Raw genomic sequence first — 24014 nt, 5'->3', positions numbered from 1 at the left:
TACGTCTTCCTCTCAAGGTAGTTAGAACCATTATAATGTAAAATGGTAAACCATCCGGGAACGAAACGTAAACTAATGGTAAACCGCCGCTGTTCTTACGACTAGCATACTTTTGTTCCTGATAAACTGAAAACCAAAAAAGACGCTAATCAGCGTCTTAAACAGGTCCATTCTCTACATTTCGAAGATGATCAAACCGGATCACAAGCTCTTCTCCCCGTTATAATCGGATTTAAAAGGAATGATCGATTCCAGCAAATGATTGACGTAATCGCTCTCCGCGCACGTAAAATGATTGCAGTCCAATTCTTCGATGATGCGTCCATCCCGCAAAAAAGCCAAACGGTTGCAAAGATAGGCTACGGCTTGAAGGTCATGGGCGATAAACAAATAACTTAATCGAAATTCGGACTGCAGGTCCTTCAGCAACGTTAGAATCTGAGCTTGTACCGACACATCCAGGGAGCTGATCGCTTCATCCAGAACGACGTATTTCGGGCGGGTCGTCAATGCACGGGCAATGCAAACCCGCTGCAGCTGTCCTCCGCTCAATTCATGCGGATGCCTGCTTAAGACGTCGGCAGGAAGTTGTACTTTTCCAACCAGCGATGCAATCCACTGCGTTCGTTCAACCTGGTTTGTTTTCATGTCGCCCAACATGTTCAACGGTTCCTCTATGATCTGTCCGATCGTCCAGTTCGGATTGACCGATGTGCGGTAGTCCTGGAACACCACGCTAATCTTGCCTTTATTCTGACTGATCCATTTCTTGTGCGGCACACCGTCGATTTGGATTTCGCCTCCATCATGCTGTTCCAAACCAAGCAGCATGCGGGATAACGTGCTTTTGCCGCTGCCGCTTTCTCCGATGATTCCGAGGCAGTCGCCCTCGTTCAGATGAAAACTGACATCTGTCAGCACATTTTTTTGGACGGGACGAAGGAATTTTCCGGGCATTTTATACCTTTTCTTGACGTGCTTTACGGATATCATGGTTTAGCTTTCACTCCACTCAGCAAAGAATCGTTAAAGCTGTTCGTCAGCTGCAGGCGGGTATTCACCAAATACTGCGTGTACGCATGTTTCGGATCATTGAAAACGGTTGATGTTACGCCTTGTTCGACGATCTCCCCATCCTTCATGACGATCACGTTGTCCGCCAATCGCTGTACGACGCCCAAATCATGCGAGATCAGGATCATCGTTGTGCCCGTCAGCTCCTTCAAGGAACGGAATTGCTTGACGACCTCCAGCTGATTGATGGAATCCAGTGCGGTCGTCGGTTCATCCGCGATGATCACGTCGGGTTTCATGACAAGGGCAATGGCGATCATGCATCGCTGAAGCATGCCTCCCGAAAGCTCATGGGGATAGCTGCCATAAACGGTACGCGGTTCCTGGAAATTCATCATTTCAAGGCTTTCCAGACTCAGCCGCTCCGCTTCTCTCTTCGGAACCTTGAGCAATTGTACGAATGTTTGGTTCATCTGGGCTCCGATTTTTTCAATCGGATTGAAGGCCGTCATGGCGTCCTGCAAAATCATGCTGATTTTTTTGCCGCGAATCGATCTTCTGCGCTTGTCGTTATCCTCCAGGAGGTTGCGATTCTCGAAAAGAACTTCACCTTCCGAACGGATCCAGCGCGGATTCACGCCCATGATTTCCCGAACCGTCATGGACTTCCCGCTGCCGCTCTCCCCCACGATCCCCAGGCATGTTTGCTGTTCCACCGTAAAAGAAGCATCCTTGACGATGACCTTGTTGGTTTTGGTATCTACGATATTAAGATGGTTTACGGTCAAGATGGACATCATTGATCTTCCTTTCTCTGCCGAATCGGAACAGCTTTCGTTGTCGTTTGCGGCCAGTGACGTAAGATTGGGCGTTCAGCGCATGCTGCATGCTGTCCCCCAGGAAATTCAGCGCGGCAACGACAAGCAGGATCGTAACGCCCGCAGGTATCATTTGCCATGGATTCGTGAACAAAACGTTTTTCGCTTCATTCAGCATCATGCCCCATTCCGGCACGGGTGCCTGTACGCCCAATCCAAGGAAGGACAATGAGGAAATGCTCAGGATGACCCAGCCCATTTCCAGCGTCGAATGCGTGGTGAGTTCGCCGGAGATGCCCGGGAGAATGTGTTTTCTCATGATATATAAAGAAGAGCCTTGGTGAACTTGGGCAAACTTCACGTAATTTTTGGCACGGTACTGCTGCACGCTGCTGTAGATCATCCGCGTGTACCAGGCCCATTTGGACAAGATGTTGGCGATGACGATATTGACGATCCCCGGCCCCAATATGCCGACAATGGACAAGATCATGACCTCGGACGGAAAGGATAACATCACGTCGCAGAACCGCAGAATGACCTCGCGCACTTTTCCGTTGGAATACCCGGCCATCAAGCCAAAGATCAATCCCGACGCAATGGTCACGATCATGGCCAGGAATGCGTAGAAAAAGGTTGTACGAATGCCGAACAACAAACGCGACAGCAAATCCCGACCCAAATGATCGGTACCGAGCCAATAATCCGCGCTTGGCGGGGAGAGCTTCACGGCGACATTGACCAAGGTTGGATCATAGGGTGCAAGGAGAGGGGCACACAGGCCGGCCAGCGTAACCATGGACAGAAATGCAAGGCACACCATGCCCAGTCGATCACCGCGCAAACGTTTGAAAAAACTCATTTTGCTTCCCTCCGTAATCTCGGGTCGATCAGCACGATCAGGATGTCCACAATCAGGTTGCACACGATGAACAGCACAGCCATCATGAAGATGTACGCCTGGATCACGGGAACATCGGAATTGAATATCGCTTTGACGCACAATCTGCCGATTCCCGGCCAGGCGAATATGTTTTCGACGACGACCGTACCCGCGATTAACCGTGGAACGGACATGCCGAATGCCGTCAAGGAGGACTGGATCGAATTCGTGAAGATTTTCCATGTGATCGTGCTTTGCTTCAAACCGCGCACCTTGGCGTAAAGGACGAAATTTTCATGTTTGTTCTGAACCATGTTATTGCGTATCAAGCGCACATACGTCGATAGAAACGTAAGCGACAGCGTGACCGCAGGAAGAATGATCGATGTCGGTCCCTCCATACCGCTGGTCGGCAGGAGTCCCAGGTGCACCGAGAAATACCACATCAGCAGCAAACCGATCCAGAAACTCGGCATGGCGGCAAGCACGAATACGATGCCCCTCAGGAAACGATCCTGCCACCGGTTCTCGAACACGCTGCACAATATGCCGATCGACATGCTGAAGATGACGATGATCGCCAGCGTTGCTGCTGCCAGCTGCAAGGTTGGCGGAATCGCCTGCCGCAATTCCTCCAATACGGGTTTGTTGTTGACATAACTCGTGCCGAACTCCCCGTTAAAACTGTCAACGATCCAGTTCTTGTACCGCACGAGGAACGGCTGATTCAGGCCCAGCTCCTCGCGCATGCTCTGCACCATCTCGTCCGTCGGCGTAATCTGGTTGACGCGCAAGGCAATTTCCGCCGGATCGCTTGTCCTTAAGTTGATCAGGATGAATGCCAGGAAGGTAACCAGCACAAGCAGCGGGATGGCGCCGATGATTCGTTTGCTCAGGTATGCTTTCATCGTTCGACTCGCTCTCTGTTATTGAAAATACATCTTTTCAAACGGAATTTCGTATTGCGATACATTGAAATCCACGCCCTGCAAACGATCCGAGTGAATGGCTTTCACGACCGAATACGTCAAAGGCAAATACACGGCTTCGTCATGCACGTAAGTAAAGATTTCTTTGTATTTTTCCGCTCGCGCGGACTCGTCCTGTTCAAGCAAAACTTCGCTAATGGTTTGATCCAACCAAGCTTTCTTTTCCAATCCCGCTTGGGCTTGGTAATCGCCGTGGGAAGGTACGCGCCATGTGGAGACGTACGTTTGCGGGTCATACGGCAGTCCCCAAGACAGGGAATATTGCAAATCAAAATCGCCGGATTTTTGGCGGTCAAAGTAAGCTTGCTTTTCTTCACCCAAAATTTCGAGTTCCACCCCGATCGCTTTCAGATCGCTTTGCATGGATTCGCCGATCGTTTTTTCTTGCGCATTGTCCGAGTTATACGAGAGCAGCAGATGAAGCTTCTGCCCGTTTTTGTAGCGGTAACCGTCATCCGATTTTACCCATCCTGCTTGATCGAGCAATTGCTCGGCCTGGTTGGCGTCGTAAGAACGGATGCTCAAATCGATGTTCGCATACGGCGTGGCCTTGGACATTAACGTATCCGCGATCTGTTCCGTATCGTTCAGAATGCCTGTAGCGATCGTCCGTTTGTTGATGGCATATTGCAGTGCTTCGCGTACGAGCTTGTCCTTCGTGAACGCGCGATTGCTGTTCAGCAGGATCGAGCGCGATCCGGACGGATGACTGATTTTCGTCGCGTATTTTCCACCCTCTTGCAGTGCGCTGAACGCATTGGCGTCCAGCATGTCACCGTCGGCTCCGAAGATCAGGTCCACTTCGCCTTTTTGCAATCCCAGCAGGATCGTTTGATGATCCGGCATGACCTTCCAACGCACTTGTTTGATTTTGGGCTGCTCTCCCCAGTAGCGTTCATTGGAAGCAAACAAGGCATATTGATTGTCTTTGTGCTCCGTCAGTATGTATGGTCCGGTCCCGGCATAACCGTTTACCCCGTTCGCGGTCGTGCCGTCGATGAAGCTTTTGGGGGAGATCATGCGGAACGGTCTTGTCAGCCCCAGCTCTTCCAAAGTCGGATAATAAGGGTGCTTTAACGTCAATGCCAATGTGTGCTCGTCCACCACTTTCGTGTTGTCGATTTCCTGCACCAGATTGAGCCAGGCGTTCTTATCGTAATTGGACACGACAGCATCGATATTTTTCTTTACGGCCTCGGCATTGAAGGCTTCGCCATCGCTAAATACAACGTTTTTGCGCAAATGAAAGGTATATGTCAAACCATCCGGGGAGATTTCCCAGCTTTCGGCCAATTTAGGCTGCACGCCGTCCGCAGTATTCACGACGAGTGATTCAAAAACCATATTTTGCGCCGCCAATTCTCCGCCCGTCAGATGCGGATTAATGTCGCGAATATCTTTAGTGCTGGCAAAAACCAATTCGTCCTTGGCGGCTCCAGCTTCGTCATCCTGGTTAGCCTGCTGTCCACAACCGGTTAACACCACCAGCAAAAGCACCATTCCCATCAAAAATGTAGACTTCATGTTTTCCTCCTGAAAATTAATCGTAATAATAACGATTAAGATCGTAGCACAAACTTTGCTCATTCACAATGCATTTTTTGAAAATAAATGTGTGCTTCCATTTTATTGTGAAACTATATTCATATAAAATTTGTATATTATCCCTATACGTCTATATGATTCAATTTAATTAAAGATTATCTCTGATGAACAATATATTCAAAATATACACCCATATGGTATGTGCAAAGATTGATATTTTTTAAAGTTTTGCATAAAATGAGCTTGTCCATATCCACAAATTGGAATGGACATGATGAAAATGGTTTTCCAGAATCAAAAAAGGAGGCTGTAGCAGCGGTAATCGATATTTTGGAACCGTTATCATTTTAAACTTAGGAGGGTATACGAGATGTTGAACGCGAAAAAAACGGTGACTTCTTTGATGATGGCCTGTGCCCTGGCACTTCCTGTTGTCGGAACGGCAATTCTACCTGCGGGGCAAGTCTATGCGGCGGATGCATCCGGAACGACGGCGAGCATTTCCGATATTTTGAAAAACCAGCGTCCTGACGGAGGATGGAGAAAAGATTACAAAGAAACGAGCGGAGAATGGGCAAAATCCACGATCGATAACAAAGCTACATATTCTGAAATCCGAAGACTTGCCAGCGAATTTAAAAAGACCAACAATCCCCAATATTCCGCTGCAGCGATCAAAGGCATCAACTTTTTGCTGAACATGCAGTATGCCAACGGCGGATGGCCTCAAATTTACCAAAGCTCGGGTTACCACAAACACATCACGTATAATGACGACGCGATGATCAATGTCATGTACCTGCTGGATGAAGTCGCTAACCGCAAGGGAGATTTCTCCTTTATTGACAGTTCCCTGGCCGATCGCAGCCGGAATGCCGTTAACAAAGGCGTAGATGCCATTCTGAATACACAGGTCGTCGTTGGCGGCAAGCTGACGGCTTGGGGACAGCAGCATGATTCCAGCACGTTGAAACCAGCGGGAGCACGGATATACGAAGTTCCCTCCCTCTCCGCCGCAGAGAGCAGCACTATCGTAAAATTCCTGAAAACACGACCGGCCAATGCCAAGATTACCGCGTCCATTAACGGTGCCCAGGCTTGGTTTGACAAGGTCAAGATGACGGGCATCAAATTCGTGAGAGAAAACGGGGACGGCAAAGTCATTAAAGACTCCAGCATCACAACGCCGCTGTGGGCACGTTTCTATGAAATCGGCACGGACAAGCCGATCTTTGTCGGCCGCGACGGGATTGTCAGATACAATCTCAGCGAGATCGACCAAGAGAGACGGGCCGGCTACGCCTGGTACGGCAACTGGCCATCCAAAATCTAAGTTGAATGCACGGGATCGCCTCGCGGTCTGAACCATCTTCCGGTCCCTGTGTCAATATGACCAAAACAGCTGCGCTCGAAGCAAATCCCAACGCTTCGGGCGCAGCCCTCCTTTACAACTTGATGATTCCGGCTCTCATTCTCCGGTTTCCAAAAGAGCCCGTGCCCTGCTCAAGATCAAAGCTCAGCCAGCCATCGGTCGATCGGCATGTCCTCATGCAGTTCGCCAAAAAGGATATGATCGAACGTTCCGTTCCGATCGACGATCATCGTTGCAGGCAATCCCGGCACATGGTAGGATCCTGCGATTTTGCCGGTCGCATCAATCACGACGTCAAGTTCAAAGCCGTTCTCGGCGAGATATTCGCGGACGGTTGCTTTGGACTCCCCCACATTGACGAAAATCGTCTTTACGTTTTTATTATGGGATTGGGATAACCGGTTCAATAATGGCATTTCCCTGACACAGGGAGCACACCAGGAGGCCCAAAAGTGAAGGAGCACGACCTGCCCGCGATACTGCGAAAGTTGTACTTGTTCCCCTGACAAATCGACAGCTGCAAAATCGGGAGCCGTCTCTCCCACGGCAATAATCCCCTTTTCGGCCTTCTGTCGTGAATCTGCATATGGTTGCAATACAACCGCAACCGCGCATACAACTGCTGCAGTGATGATCGTCCAAGCCAGTGCGCGCCGCATGATTATGGATAGAAATCGCAATACGCTAACCTCACTTTAATCCCAAACTGTGGCGAAACGCAGCATGCAGCGTGCCGAATCGTTCCCGGAACCGGGACGTCGGGCCGAAGTCCGCCTGCTGGCCTTGGTTCAGAAACACCACCTCATCGGCAACGTCCTCCGCAATCTCCAATTGGTGCGTCGAGAAAACGACCATCTGCCCCTCGGCCCGGATGCCTTTCATCAACCGAGCGAATTCTTGCATCCAGTACGGGTCTAGTCCGTTCGTCGGCTCATCCATAATGAGCAGCGGCGGTTTGGACAGAACGGCTTGGGCGAAAAGCAATCTTTGCCGCATCCCTTTGGAGAACGTCGTGACGCGTTGCTTTTTGTGATTCCCGAGCCCAACCATTTCTAAAACGTCGGTCACTCTGTCCGTACCGACATTTTTCAAGTCTGCCCAGAACTGAAGCGTCTCCTCGGCGGAAAGGCTGTGGCTGAAGCGAAAATCGTCGGGCATGTATCCGATTTGCTCGGCGAAGCGTGTTCGTTTCGACTTTGGGCTTTGGCCGTTAACGTTCACTTCTCCCGAAGTGGGGAGCATAATGCCTGCTATCATGCGCAGCACGGTGCTTTTGCCTGCCCCGTTTCCGCCGCATAACGCCAGAATCTGTCCGGCATGGATGGTGAATGAAACGTTCTGCACAAGTGCCTTTCCTTTCATTACCTTGCATAACTTGTTGACGTGCACTACATAGGGCATAACGTGGTCAGCCAAGGTATCGCCTCCTTTCCCATATCCGATGAACGATCAGCATGGACAAGGCAATCCAAATGCATAAGGCAATCATGAACATTGCTGTTCCGCCGGGTTTTTGTATCCAGAAAACCCACCGATAATATTCGGGTCCGAGGATCGAACCGCCGCCAAGCTTAATGACAACGAACAGTCGGACGAGCTCTGCCGGGTTCAGCAACGTCAAAACAGACAAAAGCGGCTGCACCCATGCGTAAGGAACGAAACCCAGGATCGCAATAAGCAGGGCTGGCCAGGCAATGACCAGGAAGAACCAGACGGAAACCGAAATGGTGAGTGCTTGCCACCGATTGCTGCAGATCGAACCAATCAATAAAGCCACCCCTACGAACATACATACCAACCCTGCTGAAAACATCGTAAACAGCCCATACGTCAACAGGTCCAATGCGTTGCCCATGAATCCGCTGACGACCCCCATAAGTCCGTAACCAAAGAAGACAATCGTAATCAGCACGCAGCACAAACCCAGGTATTTCCCGATCACGAAGGAAGACGTACGCAAAGGATAGGTGGACAACAATTGCCAAGCGCCGTCTTCCCTCTCCGACGTCAACGAAAACGATCCGATGAAGAGGGCCATCAACGGCAGCAGATAGAGAATTAAATTTAGCAAGGAACCCGTCGTACCCGAAAAACCTTCAACGACATTTTGAGCATTCAGCACCAGCAGGCTCAAACCGAACATGCAGAACAATATCAGGAACGAATAAGCCCAAGGGTTGCGGAAACCCAGTTTGATTTCCCGGTTGGCGACGTAAATCAGGTTCGAGATCATGGCATTCCACCGACTTTCGGATTAATGATGACCGGCATCTCCTGCTTTTTCGTTAGCATGATTCGTTTCCTCACTCCCTGCTTCCTGTTGATGACTGTGGGTATGTCCCTGACCTTCCCCATGCATGTCCATGCCCTCCGTATTTTGCTTCCAGTCGTGGGATGCGAGTTCTTCGGCAGTCATGATTCGGCCGACGCCCTGTTCCTGAACGAAGGCTTCGGCGGACGGCTTGTCCTTGAAGCTAACGATGCCGTAAGCCATTGGCGTTCTTAGGGAAGCATCGTAGACATAAGTCGCTTTGCCGTATTCGATCCATTCTTTGTCATTATAATCACGGACAAAATCCATGCCGATTTGGTCCGTCCCGTTCTGTTGTTTCCATTCATTCATGCAGCCGATGTCGTCGAATTTGTACGTTTGGCCATCCTTTGTCGTCAGTTGGGTGGCAAAAGCATCGTCTTTAACCTGCATATTGCAAATCACGCATACATCGACGTCCTCATTGATGGGCACAGCCGCATATTTCGCGCCGCAGCCCGATAACAGAAAGATGGACCACAACATGATTAAAGTGAATGTCCAGCATTTCATTTTCATTTTCGTCTTCCTCCCAAATAGAACATATATCCTGCAGCAAGTAATAACAGTCCCCCAAGCCATGGCACGAACCGATTGTTCTCGTTATCTCCTGCGTAAGCCCGGGAAGCAGCATCCAGTTTCATTCGCGGCGAAAGATCGGTGAGCCATTCGCTTCTGCCTTCCGTATGCAGGTCGCTCAGAAACATCATGCCCGGGGATTGAAAAAACAATTGAAAGGCCGAGTTGCGTTGTATCAAACGCTGATAAAACGGGTTGATGGCATAAGCCGCCTCACTTACCCCGTCCCCATTGAGGTCAAGGCCCTGAAACGAATCCCAGTAGTTGTGGCGGATGACGTTGTTTCGGCTTTCCACCGCTTGCGCTTCGATCACGTTTGATACGAATCGGTTGGAGTGAAGCTCGTTTCCCTCCGCATGGTTGAATTGCACGCCAACGAAATTTCGCAAAAGATCGTTTCGGCTGATCTCGTTTTCGGAAGACTCCTGGATATACAATCCGACACGGTTTCCCTCAAGTACATTATCCGCGACGATCGAACGCTGCACGTCATAGAGCAGAATGCCTTGGGAATGAACATTTTCGCTTTGTTTGCGGAACGTATTTCCCGTAACTACAGCTTTATTGGCACCCATGACCATGGCTCCGGTTACATTTCTCTCGCCCAGGTTGCCCGTGACGTTCGAAAGGTGAACATACATCAAGTGAATGGCATATCTGTTGCCGAATAACCTATTATTGGCGACCTCGATGCTGCGGCTGTTTTCCATGTAAATGCCATCGCGCACATCGTGAATTTCGTTATCCGTGATCCGGATTTCCTGCGATGCATACAGGTCGATCCCATTTCCCTTCAGCGCATTCTTCGTGCTCGACGGCCCCGTCCAACGAATGAGATTATGCTGCAGGGTTCCTTGGCTGGCTTTTCTAAGAATGATGCCGTAACCTTGGCTCTCTATATCAAGATCGGACAGAACGACCTGATTTGCCGTCACGTGAATTGCCGCATGCTCGCCGAGATGTTCTTGCCGCACGCGAAACCCTGTTAATCTCACCTCGTCGGATTGAACCGAAATGGCGGGAGCTGCCTTTGGATTGATCAGCACGACGGAATCATCGCCCTGAATCGTAACGCTTTTGTCGATGACGATCGGTCCCGAATATGTACCTGGTGCCAATGTAATGACTTCGCCATTAACAGCGCGGTCGATCCGTGGCTGCAAGGGGATCGGGCCGCTGCTATTTTCAGCAAAGGCAATGCCGTAAAAAGACAACATGCTCATTAGTCCCAAAGCAAGCATGCTGACAAGCCATCGAAATAACAGCTTTTCATCAAACAAGAACAGCGAACGCGTTGATCCGGCTGCTTTTGGAATGGAATTTCCCTCCTTTCATCATGGGTTTCGTCATTGCCACGAAAGGATTGCAACGTCATCGATAACAACAAACTGTGTTTAGTGTACAAACATTTGCCTCTTTCCCATATAGCTCGACGTAGCTATACCCATTTGGAAATTGTGTCCAATTTGTGATGGAATCCATGATATGCAGTGCACAAAAAGACGTTGACCACAAAAGTCAACGCCTTCTCGTTTATTGGATTTGTATACATGGATTCGTGTTTGCAACGTATCGCTATTCGTTCAATGCTGTTTTTAATGCTTCAAGGTTGCTGCGCATCACGCGCACATAGTCGTTTCCTGCGGCAAGCTCTTCTTCCGTAAGTCCCTCAATGGGATTCAAAACATCTGTTTTCGCTCCGATCTCTTTAGCGATCGTGTCGGCCACTTTGGAAGAGACCAGTGTTTCGAAGAAGATCGTTTTAACGTTGTTCTCCTTGGCAAACTGCACGATGTCTGCCATTTGGGCCGGAGATGGCTCCTGATCGGGGGACAATCCAGCGATCGGTACCTGCGTCAACCCGTATTGTTTGGCCAAATAACCAAAGGCCGCGTGCTGCGTAATGAAATCTTTGCGTTTGCTATCCTTCAAACCTTCCGTAAATTCGTTGTCCAGCGCTTCGAGTTCGGTGACGTATGCATCGGCATTGGCTTTAAACTGTTCTTTGTATTCCGGGGCAACTTCGGATAATCCTTTTTCAATATTACGAACCTCTTGAATCGCCAGCTGCGGCGACAACCATACGTGAGGGTCCAGACCGCCGTGATTGTGAACATGCCCGCTTTCATCATGCGAGTGTTCCTCATGTGCATGCTCGCCATGTTCATGGTCATGGTCATGCTCTTCTTCGGAATGCGCTTCCGAGCCTTCCATAATGTCGATTCCTTGGCTTGCTTCAATGGCTTTCAGATTCGAGCCTGTGGCGCTATCCAATGCTTGGCCTACCCAGCTTTCCAAACCGGCACCGTTATATACCAGCACGTCGGCTTCGGTCAGCTTTGCCATGTCCTGTGCGGTCGGCTCCCAATCATGCGGCTCCATGCCTGCTGGCACCAAATTTTCGACATTGGCCAAATCTCCGGCGACGTGACGAGTGAATTCGTACATCGGATAGAAGCTGGTCTTGATCTCCAGCTTTTTCTGTGCAGCATCGTCAGTGGATGCTTCGGCCGTTGAAGACGCTGCGTTATCGGATGCTGAAGAGCCCGCACTGTTCGATTTCGTGCCGCATCCGGCCAGAACCAATACAAGCGACAAAGCTAAAAAGATAAAACTGCGATTCCAAAATTTCATATTCATGCACTCCTTTTGTTCATTCGTTCTTTGGCATATTTCACGCTTCGCCGGCTGCGGCGCTGCAGCAGCTTTTGGAAAAGCATCGTGACAAGCAGGAAAACGAGCAAAACCAATGCGATCGTACCGCCAGGCGGTGTGTCGATGTAGTAGGACAAGCTCAAACCGGAAAAAATACCGGCCAGACCGGTGCCAATCGCGATATGTATCGCGGCTGCAAACCCTGGCGCAATCCTTAACGCAAGCGAGGCGGGCAGCACGATCAATGCCGACACCAAAAGCACGCCCACAACCGGCATCGCTGCCGCTACGGTCATGCCGGTCAGTACGGCAAAGGAAAAGGACAGCAGCTTCACCTTTGCGCCCGAAATCGTGGCTGTCTCTTCGTCAAAGGTCAGGTTGTATAACGGACGTCTTAAGATAATAAAGTACACCAGTCCTGTAAGCAGCACCGCAGCAATCAGCAGCAGTTGGGTGTCGTTTACGGCAACGATGGAACCAAACAAGTAGGAACTCAAGCTTTTGCTCCAATTTTGCTTAAGACTCATCAGGACAACGGCGAGTGCCAGGCCGGAGATCATGATAATCGCTACCGGGAGCTCGCTGTAGGTGCGATAAGAGCGCCGAAGCTGCTCGATCAGTATGCCTCCAAGGATCGCTACGGCAAATCCGCTGAGCGAAGGATTAAGCGACAAGGCCGATCCCAACGCCACGCCGGCAAGGGAGACATGTGAGAGCGTGTCGGCCATCAGCGCTTGTCGGCGCAGCATCAAATACACTCCCAGAATCGGGGCAATGATGCCGATCATTGCGCCTGCCCAGAAAGCACGCTGCATGAATTCGTAACCGAACATCGCCATCCCTCATCCTCCCTTCTTTCCAGTTCGATGACCGTGTCAAGATACTGTGCCAATTCCTCCAGGCCGTGGGTAACCATAATTACCGTTTTCCCATGCGCTGTCACGTTATCCTTCAAAAATCGATACAGCTCGATCCTACTCTTGGCATCCAGACCGGTCACCGGTTCGTCCAGCACGAGTACATCCGGTTCCTGGGCAAGCGCCCGTGCGATGCATACGCGTTGTTTCTGTCCTCCCGACAGCTCGCCGACTTTGCGATGACGGTATTCCCACATGCCGACCTGCCGTAAGCTTTGCTCAACCACGTCATGCATATGTTTGCTGAATCGGCCGAAACACCCCAAGCGCGCATAACAACCTGAACGCACCAGCTCGATGACACTGCTTGGGAAGCCGGCATTGAAGGAAGATACTTGCTGCGGCACGTATCCCACGATCACCTTCGTTCCGTCTTCCCGCACATTATTGAACGACACCGTACCGCTCCAAGGTTTGAGCAATCCAAGCATCAGTTTGAGCAAGGTCGTTTTGGCAGTTCCGTTAGCCCCCGTGATTCCGATGAACCGTCCGGCAGCAATGTCTAGCGAGAGTTGTTCGATGACCGGTTCATGGCCATAGCCAAATACAACATCCCGCAAAGAGGATAAGATCATGTCTGGCACTCCTGTTAATCGTAATAATTACGTTTTGCAAAAGCTAGTTTATCGTAATTATTACGATTTGTAAACCGGATCTATTCCTTTTTTTCTATAAAACGCCCTCCTTTCCTCCATTCTTCGTACGTGCTAAAACGCCAAAAAAGCCGCCATAAAGCGACTTCTCACGGTTCTGTAATCGTTCCTTGTCAACGAAGGTTGGCAAGGTTTTTTTGTTGCCTTTATATCCACTCCGTATCGCTATATAAATCGCAGTGGCCTGATGTGATTAATTAGTGCGGTTTATATAGCAACGAATTCTTTAGAATTTCTTTAGAAATATCCCCGGTGGTTCCTAAGTTATGTTCATTAAGATAGCCATGAAGCCGATCATCGAAAAATTGCCCTGCTTCCAACCACGAGTGCGTGATGTTGGACCATTACCTTTTTTGCAGCAGGCACGTATGCTGGTTAGCATATATCTTGGCTTCGCTTCTATTTTTGCAATGTTAACGGAAATGGAGGTGGAAACGTTGACTCTGAATGAAAATCTATTATTTTTGAGAAGCTTCATTCAAAGCCCGAAACGGGTCGGAAGCCTCATGCCGAGCTCCCGCTTTTTGGCGAACACCATGGTGAAACATGCGCCATGGCATGAAATGAAGGCCGCCGCGGAGCTTGGGTCGGGTACGGGAGCAATCACCCGCCAAATTCAAGCCCGGGCAACCGAAGCGACAAAGGTGTTTTTGTTCGAAATGGACGCGGCCATGAGAAACAATTTGCAGGCCGAATATCCGCGTTTCACCTGTCATGCCGATGCGACCCACCTGGTGGAAACGATCCAACAAGCGAATGTCGAGCAATTGGACTGCATTTTTAGCGGACTTCCCTTTTTCAATTTCGAGCGCAAACTGAGGGATGCATTGGTCGAACAGATTCATTCGGCTCTGAAACCTGGCGGGCAGTTCATTGCTTTCCAGTATTCGCTTCAAATGAAAAAGCAATTGACCGAAACATTCGTCATCGATAAAGTGGAATTCGTTCCGCTCAACTTCCCTCCGGCTTTCGTTTATGTCTGTCGTAAAAGGGAAATAAATGAGCTGCAATGATGAGGATAGCGCCTGTTCCATGTCATGCTCATTCTGCGGGTAATGACAAATCGTTAAGCTCATTGCGCAAAAACGGATCAAGATGATCGGCAGCAAGCAGCTCGTGAACGAGGTCCTGATTGACCAACCTTTTATTGGACTGCAAATACTGAAACAACATATCGCCTTTCGTTCCGCGATCCATTAATCTGTAAGCAACATACCAGACTTCCGGATGGGAAACATGGACTCCGTCCCAGAAGCTCATACGCCGGATGGGCAATTTAACCACACCCTTGCCTGAATATATAGCAAAGCCCCCGATGATATCCACGTTCAATGAAGGCAAACTCAATCGGTATTCACTGGCAAACGGGGGGTCTCCACTCGGCTGTTCTTTGTAGTCGTATCCATGGATGGCTTCCAGCAGCTCGACTTTGGAGCATTCAACCGTCAAGTCCCAATCGTTTACGCTTTGAATCAAGTTCAGATAACGCAGTAATCCGCTGCCGCCTAAAGCGTAACGGATGCCTCTCGCATCCAGCCGTTCGACCAAAGGAAGCAGCTGCCGGTGGTCCATACGTTTCCCTCCATTCCATACCCTCTGGTAGTCTCGATGTTCATCATATTTATTCCATTTCAGCCTATTATATCATGATTCAGCCTATCTAACCCGTTACAGGCATTACAACGTGGTTCGTCACGCCAATAGAACAGCAATATTTTACAACCTGAGCAATACTTTATGATTGTCCCTTATCCTTCGTTCCCATAAAATGAAGCCAGAACATACTTTATCAACGAAAGATGGGATCTGGACATGAATCATCACCAATTTGCACTTACCCCGCCTATGGGCTGGAATAGCTGGGATTGTTATGGTGCTGCCGTGCGCGAAGAAGAGATTCGCGGAAATGCGGAGTATATGGCAGAGCACTTGAAGGCGTATGGATGGGAATACGTGGTCGTCGATATCCAATGGTACGAACCTGGAGCAATATCTTCGCAGTATCGGCCGTTTGTGCCTCTGGAAATGGACGAATACTCTCGGCTGATGCCAGCCGTTAACCGCTTCCCTTCTGCCGCCGGGGGCAAAGGATTCAAACCATTGGCGGATTACGTGCACAGTTTGGGCCTGAAGTTCGGCATCCACATCATGCGCGGCATCCCGCGTCAAGCTGCCCATGCGGCAACGCCGATTCTGGGCACCTCGGCCACGGCTCGGGACATCGCCCACCCGAATTCGATCTGCCCTTGGAACACGGACATGTACGGCGTAGATGCAGCCAAAGAAGGTGCTCAGGCCTATTACGATTCATTGTTTGAACTGTATGCATCCTGGGGCGTCGACTTCGTTAAAGTGGATGACATTGCTGCATCCCGCCTGTATCAAGCCCATTTGCCTGAAATCGAAATGATTCGCAAAGCCATTGACCGCAGCGGCAGAGAGATGGTTCTCAGCCTTTCACCGGGGCCAGCCCCTCTGGAGCACGCCGAGGAATTCAAAGCCAATGCCAACATGTGGCGCATGACCGACGATTTCTGGGATCTGTGGCCCCTGCTGCTCGGCATGTTCGAACGCTGCGAGAAGTGGGCCGAACATGTGGAGCCAGGCCAGTGGCCTGATTGCGACATGCTGCCCCTCGGCCATCTCGGCATTCGTTCCGTGGACGGCGGAGGCAGCGATCGGTGGACGCGGTTTACCAAGGACGAACAATTGACGATGATGACCTTGTGGTCCATTTTCCGTTCGCCACTCATGTTTGGCGGAGAAATGCGGGACAACGACGATTGGACGCTATCCCTCTTGACCAACCGGGACGTGCTTGATCTGCACAGAAACGGCTTTGGCGCACGCCAGGTATCCCGTGAGGATAACAAGGTTGTATGGCAAGCCAATCATACGGACGGCTCCGTGTACGTCGCATTGTTTAATGTTGGTGACGAAGCGACCACCGTCTCCGTTCGATTGCAGCAAATCGGCGTAACCCGCTCCTCTGGCGCGAAAGAGCTTTGGACAGGAAAGCACGTTAACGTCAATGACGGGACGTTGTCTGCCGAGATTGCTCCGCATGGAGCCGCATTGTATAGACTCGAACCGTAAACTTCCATATACTTAGAAGATGACTAAACCAAAATTGAATCAGCCTGAGTATTCAACGATCGGGTTCCGTTTTTCCGAAGCGGAAGCCATGGGCCTTTATGAACTATATGCCGTCGGTCGCGACCAGGTCTCGTCCCCCCTCTATTCCTGGGACGGATTGAAGCGGTCCGACGGCCCCCTTTTTCTTTTTCAATATACGTTATCCGGACAAGGACGCCTCCGTGTAGGCAGCAAAGAGTACCTCGTTCCGGAGGAGACGGCATTGCTCGTGGAAATCCCGGACGATCACTGTTATCGCTTCGATGACCGTGACGAATCCTGGGAATTCCTTTTTTTGCTGTTTCGTCCTACAGGGCTGCAGGACCACTGGCATGCTGTCAAAAAAAAGTACGGCCCGATCGTTCCCATTCCGCGTCACCATTCGGTAATCCATACATTGGAGCATATTTTTCTCGATGCCAGGGATGGTCAGCTATCGGATGCATTCCGTGCTTCGTCATCCGTCTACCGATTCATGATGGAATTGAGACGTTATACCAGCCATACAGACGGAGACGGCGACCATCCGGAAGCGATTCGCAAGGCTTTGGCCTGGATGGAAGAGCATTATCCGGTTATTTCAGGCGTTGATGCTTGTGCACAGGCGGCAGGTTTGTCCAAGTTTCATTTTATTCGAAGATTTACGGCAACCATAGGAATGTCCCCGCTGCAGTATTTGACCAAGATCCGGCTCGGCCATGCGGTGCGATTGCTGCGCGAAACCGATCTTAGCATCGAGGAAATTGCCCAACAAGTGGGCTTCTCGGGAAGCAGTTATTTTATCAAAGTCTTTCATGGCATTGTCGGATGTTCGCCAGGCGAATTCCGCAAGGCAAAAAGCCATTTGGCGTTCCATCGTTTGTTTTTTGACTGATTACTTATTGAAGAAGGATTGGATCGAGGCATGAAAAGTGTTTTTAAAATCAATGAAATATCCAAACTGTATCAAATCGGCGCGGACTCCTTGCGTTATTACGAGAAATTGGGCGTGCTCCAGCCACGACGGGACACCAATGGATATAGGCTCTATGGCTTGCATGACATATACAAATTGAACATTATTCGCGATTTGCGCCAATTGGACTTCTCCATGCAGCAGATCAAAGAGTACTTGGACCATCAAAGCATTGATAGTACGCTTTCGTTGTTCCATACGGAGGAGGCGCTGATCAGCGAACAGATCGAAAGGCTGCGTTTCAAGCAACAACTTATCCAGGAACGAATCCATGTCTTGTCTGCAGCAAAGAACATTGAAACTGGAGTATTCACGATCAAATCCTATCCCGATCGGCCTTGCTTACAGCTAAAGATGCGGATCACGAGGGATGAGGAAATGGACTTGGCGATCAAAAAGCTGCATCAAAAGCATGAAAGCAAAATCCGTGATTTTGGCAATCAATTATTCGGAGCATCCGTGGCCGTCGAGGAATTGCAGGCAGGCATGAAGGAGGTGTTCGACTCCATCTTTTTCATTTTGGATCGAAACGCCCGCGACTACGATGATCTGCTTCCCGCCGGGGAGTACCTTTCACTTTGTTACCGAGGGGATTATACTCAGAGTGCAAAGCGGATCATGGACGTCATGGACCATGCCAGTGAAAACGGATATGCATTGCTGGATGCCCCTTTCGAAATCTATGAAATCGACAACCGGGAAACGATCCATACCGATGAATTTTTGACGGAGATTCAGGTTCGCATCGCGAAATAGCGGCTTTATCACTCCAATTCGTTGAGAGGGAAGGCCTTTTTTCTTTTATCTACATAGGATCGGTCGCCCAAAGAATTCCAATTCGCTCTGTATCGATCCCGATGACCCCTGTATCATAGGTATACGTTTCGCCATCTGTAATAGACGTCCAGGCATAGAGCTTGAAAGAGCCGTCAGAAGTATCGAACAGTCCATTCGTGTAAAATTCTGCCTCTGGTCCGAATTGATTCAGATAACAGTTGCTTATGGAGTGCGCAAACGGCTTAGAATTTATGGCCAGGTTGTGGGTCATTTCCATGGTAAAGATGAATTCAAGAATCTGATGGGCATACTCCCTCGTTACCGATCTCCAATGATGTTCGATTCTCGACGAGTTATGCCCCATTTTGACCAATAAATCATTCATCCATTTTTCGTTCTCTGCTTCCCTTTTTTCTATTCCATACGTGACTTTCCCAACATTTCTGGTGGATATCAGCTTTTTAAAAGCTTCGTCATCTAGTACCACGGATCATTTCCTCCCTGTATCATAACTTGTAACAATCGCTGATACGACGAATACCCCAAAGCAAGCTCCCAGCATACACCCTCAAATATTCTGTATTTCTCGATGTATCCCTTCTCTTCGAACGTTATATCCTATTTAAATAGACGTGAAATAAAACGAGTACTCCTGAACCGCCGCTAGGAAGCCTTTCAGGAATACTCGTTTTTATGGTTAAACGTTATGGACGGATAAGGATTTATTTGGCGGAAAGCAAGCTATCGGTAATAAACTTCAACTGGCCTTCCAAAGAAATGGGATCATTGTACGTGTCCGAGGTAGGGTCAAGCTGGAATACATGTCCGGCCTTCACCGCAGGCAGATTAGCCCAGATCTTGTTCTCGTAAACAATCTGCGGATCACTTGTATCGCCCGACCATGGACTCGTAAAGATGATGTCACCCGCGTATTCCGGCAGCACTTCCATTGAAATGGAAGCCCAGCCTGTTCCGCTGTCGATCGCTTCGGCTTGAGCCTTGGCTGGTGCTTTAAGGCCAAATTCCCCATAGATGATCTCCCCGCCGCGGCCGAAATTATGGCCGAATACATATAGCCCCTTCGAATACGGGTTGAGGATCGAAACCGTGCGGTCGCCTACCGCGGCCTTCACCTGCGGCTTCAGTTCGTTAATCTTGGCTTCCCAGTTCGCGACCCATGCTTTGGCCGCATCTTCCCGATTGGTCAGTTTGCCCAGCTCCAGCATGAGGTCTTTGTAGTTTAGCGCACCATACTTGAGCTGTACGACGGGAGCAATCTGGGATAATTGATCAATTCCCTCGGTTCCTGTATAAGCGATGATCAAGTCCGGCTGCAGGCTGACGATTTGCTCGGCTGTCGGCTGCTCGCCCAGGTCCGTCGTACCTTGGCCGGCCAATTGATCTTTAATGTATTTGTTGTTCATCGCGCCCGAGAGCGCTCCGACGACCGGTGCATCCAGCGCAACGAAATAACCTGTCGAGAATGCCGTCAGATCGACGATGCGCTGCGGATTTTTAGGCACTTGTATCTCACCTGCATCGGATTGATACGTCACCGTTTCTTCTTCCGTTACCGCTGTTGCCTCCGAAGAACTTGTATCGGTCGAACGGTCCGCTCCCGCAGACGCATTCGTTGTCGTCTCGGTCGTTGTAGTCGCTTTTTGGCCGCATGCACTCAGCACTAACACCATGGCCAGTACAAGCATAAGCCAGATTGAAGTTGTCCGTTTCAACAAATGAATCCACCCTTTTTTAATGATATTGATAATCGTTATCAACTTTATCATGCGGGTACACTTTTGACAAGACTATTTGTTACTTTAGCCCTTTTGGTTATTTATCCTCCAATACAAAAAACACTAAAGGAGTTGTCCAAAAAGTCATAAAAATGGCTATATACATCCTTTTTTAAATTATAAAAAAAGAAACCATTCCTTGGTTAAATGGAGGTACTACCCAACATCCGAAAGGAGACGGTTTCTTTGTACTTTCAATATAGAATGGATCAATTTTGTTTGCCAATGGATTTAGAGAGTGACATCCCCCGAAAATCACCTTGTTCGATGGTAAACCATACTTGTCAATCGCCTGAGTGATTTCAAATTCATTGCTGCGTACTCCGGTGCTCGCCTTTTTAGCTATCATCCAATATGCTCACCAAAAGAATCTGCCGTCCCCGTCAAATCGCTAAAACTGTCCGGGAAATATCATATTTATGTGCTTGCCGGGCTATAAGTTCCAGATTTCCGTACCATCGACCGCTTCCTTTCGGAGCAAATAAAAGAGGATATTGGAAATCGTAATTTACTGGAGCTACTTTTTAAGGAAAAATATATGTCGTTGAGAGCACTACCTCCTGACGGAACCAAGCTTGTAGTGATTGCCAATACTTCTTTTGGAAAAAGGCCGTTGCGAAATACAAGGCCAATCTGAAAGAAAAACCGAAACCATTACAGATAACCAGTTGTGGAAGGACCTAATGCCGCGGTTGCAAAAAATATCAAACCACTGATGAGAGTCGAACGTTTAAAGAGAAAACGTTGAACTAATAAAATAAAATCGAAGATGATTAGTCTATCTAAATCACTCTGCCTTATATAACATAGAGTTTAACAGCTCCCTAATCCTCTGTTCTTCCCCACTCTCGTTGGTACGGAACCTTTCTAATTCCATTCCAAATTTTTTGAAAATCTCTTCTTTTTTCTTATCTCGCTTTAGTTGTTCAGGATTGTTCTCGTGAAAGGCAAATCCATCTACTTCAATCGCCAGCGCTAGCGATCGGTCCAGTTTATGATAAATCACAAAATCAACAGAAGAACCATGTTTCACGAATCTACGCTCTTCCTCAGTTAACCGCTCCAGGTCGCTAAACAAATTCATCAGTAGAACCTGATTCCCTAGTTCAAAATCCTTAAACATAGGCTCCTGTAACATTTGGTCGAGCAAGGCCTGCATAATATTCTCGCTCCGATGCCTTGATTTATTATAGAAACGAACGCTTTCTCGAAATTTCTGAAGACTTTTAGAATATTCCTTATATAACAAGTCAAATACAGAATGAATCTCGCTCTCCACTACATTGTTGTCCAGCGTGCTATATTCCATATATCTCATGAGATCTCCCACTTCATTCCCATACTTGCGAAATGCTGACTGATCGGTCACCAGAATAAACCTCTCCTTCGCACGGGACACAGCCACATTGATCATACAGGGATCATTAACAAATTTCATCCCCATGCCTCCTATTCTGGTTCGGTCGAGCACCGTAGACATGATCATAACAGACTTCTCACGGCCTTGATATTTATGGATCGTGTCACTCTCAATATCTGCAGTGAATTGCTGAGTCGCTTTCTCCACTTGCTTGCGATATGGCGTTACAAAGCCGATATCCGCATGACCTACTGCCGCTTCAAGGTATCCCAATAGAATCTCCTGTTCAATGACATCAAGTTCCCTGACATTGAACTTTCCTTTTTTACCATGGGTCACTTCCCTCATGTGATTGCCCGGTGACGTCTTGTAAATCAATAAAGGAGATTCAGAAATCCCTGGATCGGTGAAAACAATTAATTCGCCGTCGTAATATTTCCTGTTGCAAAATTCAATAATTTGAGAATGGCAGCGGTAATGCTCTCTTAACATCACTTTTGGAATTGAATCGCCGTATAAAGCCAACATGGATGACAACAAATTATGCTCGATATAACTGTAAGCTCCATTCATGTTAGGAGCCACCTGACTCTGGATCTTCTGTTCAACCTCCTTCCCAACGATATGTGGTAGTTGCTTGGTATCACCTACAATAATAGCCTGCTTGCAGCAGGACAAAGCTAAAGCCCCTGTCAGCAGATCAACCTGCGAAGATTCGTCAATGATACAATAATCAAATAAGTAGTTTGTGGGTACACAATTCCGTAAAGAATGCGTTGTACTAAGTACAATTGGATAATGCTCGATAAACGTTTTGAACTTTTTGCTCTGAGTGTATGTCTTCTCATTGCAGTCAACAGCCGGACGGTTATGGTATTTCTCATGTAATCTGTGACGAAAGAGCGTTTCAGAAATCTGCTGGTGCTGATTCATTAAGGTTTGATAGTCTTGGGACTCCAATTCATTCTCAAGCTCCTGAATACGATCTGATAGCTCCTTAACTTTTAACATGTAGAATTTACGCTGAACATTCAAGATGACATCCAGCCCATGCTCCTTCAATCTTTTGAAATCCGTAAAACCATGCTTGAAAAATAACTTGAATTGATAAAGGAGTTTATATTTCCTTTTCATCTCAACAGCCAGAAAACTATCTTTCATAAACTCTAAAATCCGCTTTGATGTCTGCTGGTAAAATGAAAACTTCTCTATAGATTGAACATCCTGCCTAGCATAATAATGCTCAAAATGCTCCTGTTCAAGCAAGTAGGCCGACAGCTTCTGCATAAGCTGTGCCTTCTCCCGATCCAGTTCCATTAAACAGTGAATCCGTTGATTCAAATCTTGTAGTGTGGCGTTTAACTCGTCCTCTGGCAACTCGCTTGACCATTCCGATACATCCCAATTTGGTAGATTGGCAAAGAATTTTTTTTTGTTCTCTTGGTTGCCCAAACTAGCTATAAAAAAGTGGTACCCTTGCCGTTCCATCTTTTCTTGCACATTCAGAACTGCAGCATTATTACCCGAAACAACCGCTACCTTTTTTCCCTGCATAACCGCCAAATTCGCAAGGATGTTTAAGATCGTCTGAGTTTTACCCGTTCCCGGAGGGCCTTCGATAATACTGATGGTGCTTTTTAAAGCCTGCTCAAGTGCAGTTCTTTGACTCAAATTGTACCTAAACGGGAAAATCGGCTCCCTTGTATCCGAGATATGGCTCTTTATAGGTTTTTTCAGAAGATATTGACTTAAAACACTATCTGGATCTACATAGTTTAGTTTTGCAAATTGTTTTGCTAAAAAAGTTTCCTTGTTCTCGTATTCATCCTCACTCTTCACATGTTTTGAAATCGCACGCCAATAGTCCAGCATCTCACGCCCTTCAGCGTTTTGAGTACTACTATTTCTAACTTGAATACGCTCCCTATCGTATGTACGAATACTCTCATTGTTGAAACACACCCTAATCTTTGGACCGAAATCTAGCACTCTTTTTACATTATCAAAAGGATATCCATCGTGAAAAACAGCCATATCCTCCGTTATGTCCTGAATAGTCGGCGTCAGTAACTGTACATCATTGAGTCCATAAGAATAAGCCTTAGAAGAACCTTCGTATTTAATCCATACTTTTGGAGGATCCATTTCATATGAGGATACATCCCGTGTCCTGTCAACCCCTTTAACGATGATCATAAATCTCTCTTGGTCCATAACAGCCTCCTTTGTATGTGTAGTTGATATTATATAAAGAG

22 protein-coding genes are annotated in these 24014 nt (G+C 48.3%); 5 read left to right on the top strand and 17 right to left on the bottom strand.

Annotated features, from left to right (window positions below; all coding sequences use genetic code 11):
- Nucleotides 1–201 precede the first annotated feature (201 nt).
- Genes MKY59_RS14305 through nikA form a run of 5 tightly spaced genes read right to left on the bottom strand, consistent with a single transcriptional unit; the run spans nt 202 to nt 5228 of the window.
- Nucleotides 202–993 carry a dipeptide/oligopeptide/nickel ABC transporter ATP-binding protein gene (locus tag MKY59_RS14305; protein WP_339278119.1) on the bottom strand — a complete coding sequence of 264 codons (792 nt, stop codon included), beginning with the start codon at nt 991–993 and terminating at the stop codon, nt 202–204.
- The gene (locus MKY59_RS14300) at nt 990–1811 is read right to left on the bottom strand and encodes an ABC transporter ATP-binding protein (protein WP_339278118.1); all 822 of its coding nucleotides are present in this window, start codon (nt 1809–1811) and stop codon (nt 990–992) included. Before MKY59_RS14300 ends, MKY59_RS14305 begins: the two co-directional genes overlap by 4 nt.
- On the bottom strand, nt 1783–2694 hold the full coding sequence (gene opp1C / locus MKY59_RS14295; RefSeq protein WP_339278117.1) for a nickel/cobalt ABC transporter permease: 912 nt from the start codon (nt 2692–2694) through the stop codon (nt 1783–1785). Before opp1C ends, MKY59_RS14300 begins: the two co-directional genes overlap by 29 nt.
- The gene (gene opp1B, locus MKY59_RS14290) at nt 2691–3623 is read right to left on the bottom strand and encodes a nickel/cobalt ABC transporter permease (RefSeq protein WP_236413905.1); all 933 of its coding nucleotides are present in this window, start codon (nt 3621–3623) and stop codon (nt 2691–2693) included. The genes opp1C and opp1B overlap by 4 nt, the downstream gene beginning before the upstream one ends.
- An 18-nt stretch (nt 3624–3641) precedes the next feature.
- Nucleotides 3642–5228: a nickel ABC transporter substrate-binding protein gene (gene nikA / locus MKY59_RS14285; protein ID WP_339278116.1), complete on the bottom strand. Its 1587-nt coding sequence runs from the start codon at nt 5226–5228 to the stop codon at nt 3642–3644.
- Nucleotides 5229–5619: 391 nt separating this feature from the next.
- On the opposite strand from nikA, the gene pelA reads away from it, so the two are divergent.
- Nucleotides 5620–6582, top strand: coding sequence for a pectate lyase (pelA, locus tag MKY59_RS14280; protein WP_236413903.1), 963 nt, complete (start codon nt 5620–5622; stop codon nt 6580–6582).
- Between the two features lie 176 nt (nt 6583–6758).
- Here pelA and MKY59_RS14275 read toward each other — a convergent pair whose 3' ends face one another.
- The 8 genes from MKY59_RS14275 to MKY59_RS14240 form a co-directional block, all read right to left on the bottom strand.
- The gene (locus tag MKY59_RS14275) at nt 6759–7301 is read right to left on the bottom strand and encodes a TlpA disulfide reductase family protein (RefSeq protein ID WP_339278115.1); all 543 of its coding nucleotides are present in this window, start codon (nt 7299–7301) and stop codon (nt 6759–6761) included.
- Nucleotides 7302–7311: 10 nt separating this feature from the next.
- The gene (gene ccmA / locus MKY59_RS14270) at nt 7312–8037 is read right to left on the bottom strand and encodes a heme ABC exporter ATP-binding protein CcmA (RefSeq protein WP_339278114.1); all 726 of its coding nucleotides are present in this window, start codon (nt 8035–8037) and stop codon (nt 7312–7314) included.
- Nucleotides 8030–8851 (bottom strand): ABC transporter permease, encoded by an 822-nt coding sequence (locus tag MKY59_RS14265; protein ID WP_236414348.1) that lies wholly within the window; start codon nt 8849–8851, stop codon nt 8030–8032. Before MKY59_RS14265 ends, ccmA begins: the two co-directional genes overlap by 8 nt.
- A gap of 24 nt (nt 8852–8875) precedes the next feature.
- Nucleotides 8876–9451, bottom strand: a complete 576-nt coding sequence (locus MKY59_RS14260) for a nitrous oxide reductase accessory protein NosL (RefSeq protein ID WP_339278113.1) — start codon at nt 9449–9451, stop codon at nt 8876–8878.
- On the bottom strand, nt 9448–10728 hold the full coding sequence (locus MKY59_RS14255; RefSeq protein WP_339278112.1) for a NosD domain-containing protein: 1281 nt from the start codon (nt 10726–10728) through the stop codon (nt 9448–9450). The genes MKY59_RS14260 and MKY59_RS14255 overlap by 4 nt, the downstream gene beginning before the upstream one ends.
- A gap of 358 nt (nt 10729–11086) precedes the next feature.
- On the bottom strand, nt 11087–12145 hold the full coding sequence (locus tag MKY59_RS14250; RefSeq protein ID WP_339278111.1) for a metal ABC transporter substrate-binding protein: 1059 nt from the start codon (nt 12143–12145) through the stop codon (nt 11087–11089).
- A gap of 2 nt (nt 12146–12147) precedes the next feature.
- Complete coding sequence (locus tag MKY59_RS14245) at nt 12148–13005, bottom strand: metal ABC transporter permease (protein ID WP_236413894.1); 858 nt, start codon at nt 13003–13005, stop codon at nt 12148–12150.
- Nucleotides 12951–13658: a metal ABC transporter ATP-binding protein gene (locus MKY59_RS14240; protein WP_339278110.1), complete on the bottom strand. Its 708-nt coding sequence runs from the start codon at nt 13656–13658 to the stop codon at nt 12951–12953. Before MKY59_RS14240 ends, MKY59_RS14245 begins: the two co-directional genes overlap by 55 nt.
- 515 nt (nt 13659–14173) lie before the next feature.
- Between MKY59_RS14240 and MKY59_RS14235 the strand changes: the two genes are divergently transcribed.
- Nucleotides 14174–14749 (top strand): methyltransferase domain-containing protein, encoded by a 576-nt coding sequence (locus tag MKY59_RS14235; protein WP_339278109.1) that lies wholly within the window; start codon nt 14174–14176, stop codon nt 14747–14749.
- Between the two features lie 28 nt (nt 14750–14777).
- Here the strand turns inward: MKY59_RS14235 and MKY59_RS14230 are convergent, their stop codons facing one another.
- Nucleotides 14778–15308 carry a hypothetical protein gene (locus MKY59_RS14230; RefSeq protein ID WP_339278108.1) on the bottom strand — a complete coding sequence of 177 codons (531 nt, stop codon included), beginning with the start codon at nt 15306–15308 and terminating at the stop codon, nt 14778–14780.
- 240 nt (nt 15309–15548) lie between these two features.
- Here MKY59_RS14230 and MKY59_RS14225 point away from each other — a divergent pair, with 240 nt between their 5' ends.
- Genes MKY59_RS14225 through MKY59_RS14215 form a run of 3 tightly spaced genes read left to right on the top strand, consistent with a single transcriptional unit; the run spans nt 15549 to nt 18582 of the window.
- Nucleotides 15549–16832, top strand: a complete 1284-nt coding sequence (locus tag MKY59_RS14225; protein WP_339278107.1) for a glycoside hydrolase family 27 protein — start codon at nt 15549–15551, stop codon at nt 16830–16832.
- 34 nt (nt 16833–16866) lie between these two features.
- Complete coding sequence (locus MKY59_RS14220; protein WP_339278106.1) at nt 16867–17745, top strand: AraC family transcriptional regulator; 879 nt, start codon at nt 16867–16869, stop codon at nt 17743–17745.
- Between the two features lie 30 nt (nt 17746–17775).
- Nucleotides 17776–18582: a MerR family transcriptional regulator gene (locus tag MKY59_RS14215; RefSeq protein ID WP_339278105.1), complete on the top strand. Its 807-nt coding sequence runs from the start codon at nt 17776–17778 to the stop codon at nt 18580–18582.
- Between the two features lie 49 nt (nt 18583–18631).
- Here MKY59_RS14215 and MKY59_RS14210 read toward each other — a convergent pair whose 3' ends face one another.
- The 3 genes from MKY59_RS14210 to MKY59_RS14200 form a co-directional block, all read right to left on the bottom strand.
- The gene (locus tag MKY59_RS14210) at nt 18632–19090 is read right to left on the bottom strand and encodes a hypothetical protein (protein ID WP_339278104.1); all 459 of its coding nucleotides are present in this window, start codon (nt 19088–19090) and stop codon (nt 18632–18634) included.
- 235 nt (nt 19091–19325) lie between these two features.
- Nucleotides 19326–20339, bottom strand: a complete 1014-nt coding sequence (locus tag MKY59_RS14205; protein ID WP_236413886.1) for an ABC transporter substrate-binding protein — start codon at nt 20337–20339, stop codon at nt 19326–19328.
- Between the two features lie 847 nt (nt 20340–21186).
- The gene (locus tag MKY59_RS14200) at nt 21187–23973 is read right to left on the bottom strand and encodes an AAA domain-containing protein (protein ID WP_339278103.1); all 2787 of its coding nucleotides are present in this window, start codon (nt 23971–23973) and stop codon (nt 21187–21189) included.
- Nucleotides 23974–24014: the final 41 nt, after the last annotated feature.

Origin of the sequence: Paenibacillus sp. FSL W8-0426 (assembly GCF_037969725.1) — a bacterium.
Classification (GTDB): Bacteria; Bacillota; Bacilli; order Paenibacillales; family Paenibacillaceae; genus Paenibacillus; species Paenibacillus hubeiensis.
This window is presented reverse-complemented; position numbering and strand designations above follow the sequence as displayed.

Bases quoted from the DNA above. Each gene is read 5' to 3' on its own strand.
- MKY59_RS14250 (WP_339278111.1), bottom strand. From the start codon at position 12,145: ATGAAATTTTGGAATCGCAGTTTTATCTTTTTAGCTTTGTCGCTTGTA.
- MKY59_RS14260 (WP_339278113.1), bottom strand. From the start codon at position 9,451: ATGAAAATGAAATGCTGGACATTCACTTTAATCATGTTGTGGTCCATC.
- MKY59_RS14215 (WP_339278105.1), top strand. From the start codon at position 17,776: ATGAAAAGTGTTTTTAAAATCAATGAAATATCCAAACTGTATCAAATC.
- MKY59_RS14305 (WP_339278119.1), bottom strand. From the start codon at position 993: ATGATATCCGTAAAGCACGTCAAGAAAAGGTATAAAATGCCCGGAAAA.
- MKY59_RS14300 (WP_339278118.1), bottom strand. From the start codon at position 1,811: ATGTCCATCTTGACCGTAAACCATCTTAATATCGTAGATACCAAAACC.
- pelA (WP_236413903.1), top strand. From the start codon at position 5,620: ATGTTGAACGCGAAAAAAACGGTGACTTCTTTGATGATGGCCTGTGCC.
- nikA (WP_339278116.1), bottom strand. From the start codon at position 5,228: ATGAAGTCTACATTTTTGATGGGAATGGTGCTTTTGCTGGTGGTGTTA.
- MKY59_RS14255 (WP_339278112.1), bottom strand. From the start codon at position 10,728: ATGTTGTCTTTTTACGGCATTGCCTTTGCTGAAAATAGCAGCGGCCCG.
- MKY59_RS14225 (WP_339278107.1), top strand. From the start codon at position 15,549: ATGAATCATCACCAATTTGCACTTACCCCGCCTATGGGCTGGAATAGC.
- opp1C (WP_339278117.1), bottom strand. From the start codon at position 2,694: ATGAGTTTTTTCAAACGTTTGCGCGGTGATCGACTGGGCATGGTGTGC.
- MKY59_RS14200 (WP_339278103.1), bottom strand. From the start codon at position 23,973: ATGGACCAAGAGAGATTTATGATCATCGTTAAAGGGGTTGACAGGACA.
- MKY59_RS14230 (WP_339278108.1), bottom strand. From the start codon at position 15,308: ATGGACCACCGGCAGCTGCTTCCTTTGGTCGAACGGCTGGATGCGAGA.
- MKY59_RS14245 (WP_236413894.1), bottom strand. From the start codon at position 13,005: ATGGCGATGTTCGGTTACGAATTCATGCAGCGTGCTTTCTGGGCAGGC.
- MKY59_RS14240 (WP_339278110.1), bottom strand. From the start codon at position 13,658: ATGATCTTATCCTCTTTGCGGGATGTTGTATTTGGCTATGGCCATGAA.
- opp1B (WP_236413905.1), bottom strand. From the start codon at position 3,623: ATGAAAGCATACCTGAGCAAACGAATCATCGGCGCCATCCCGCTGCTT.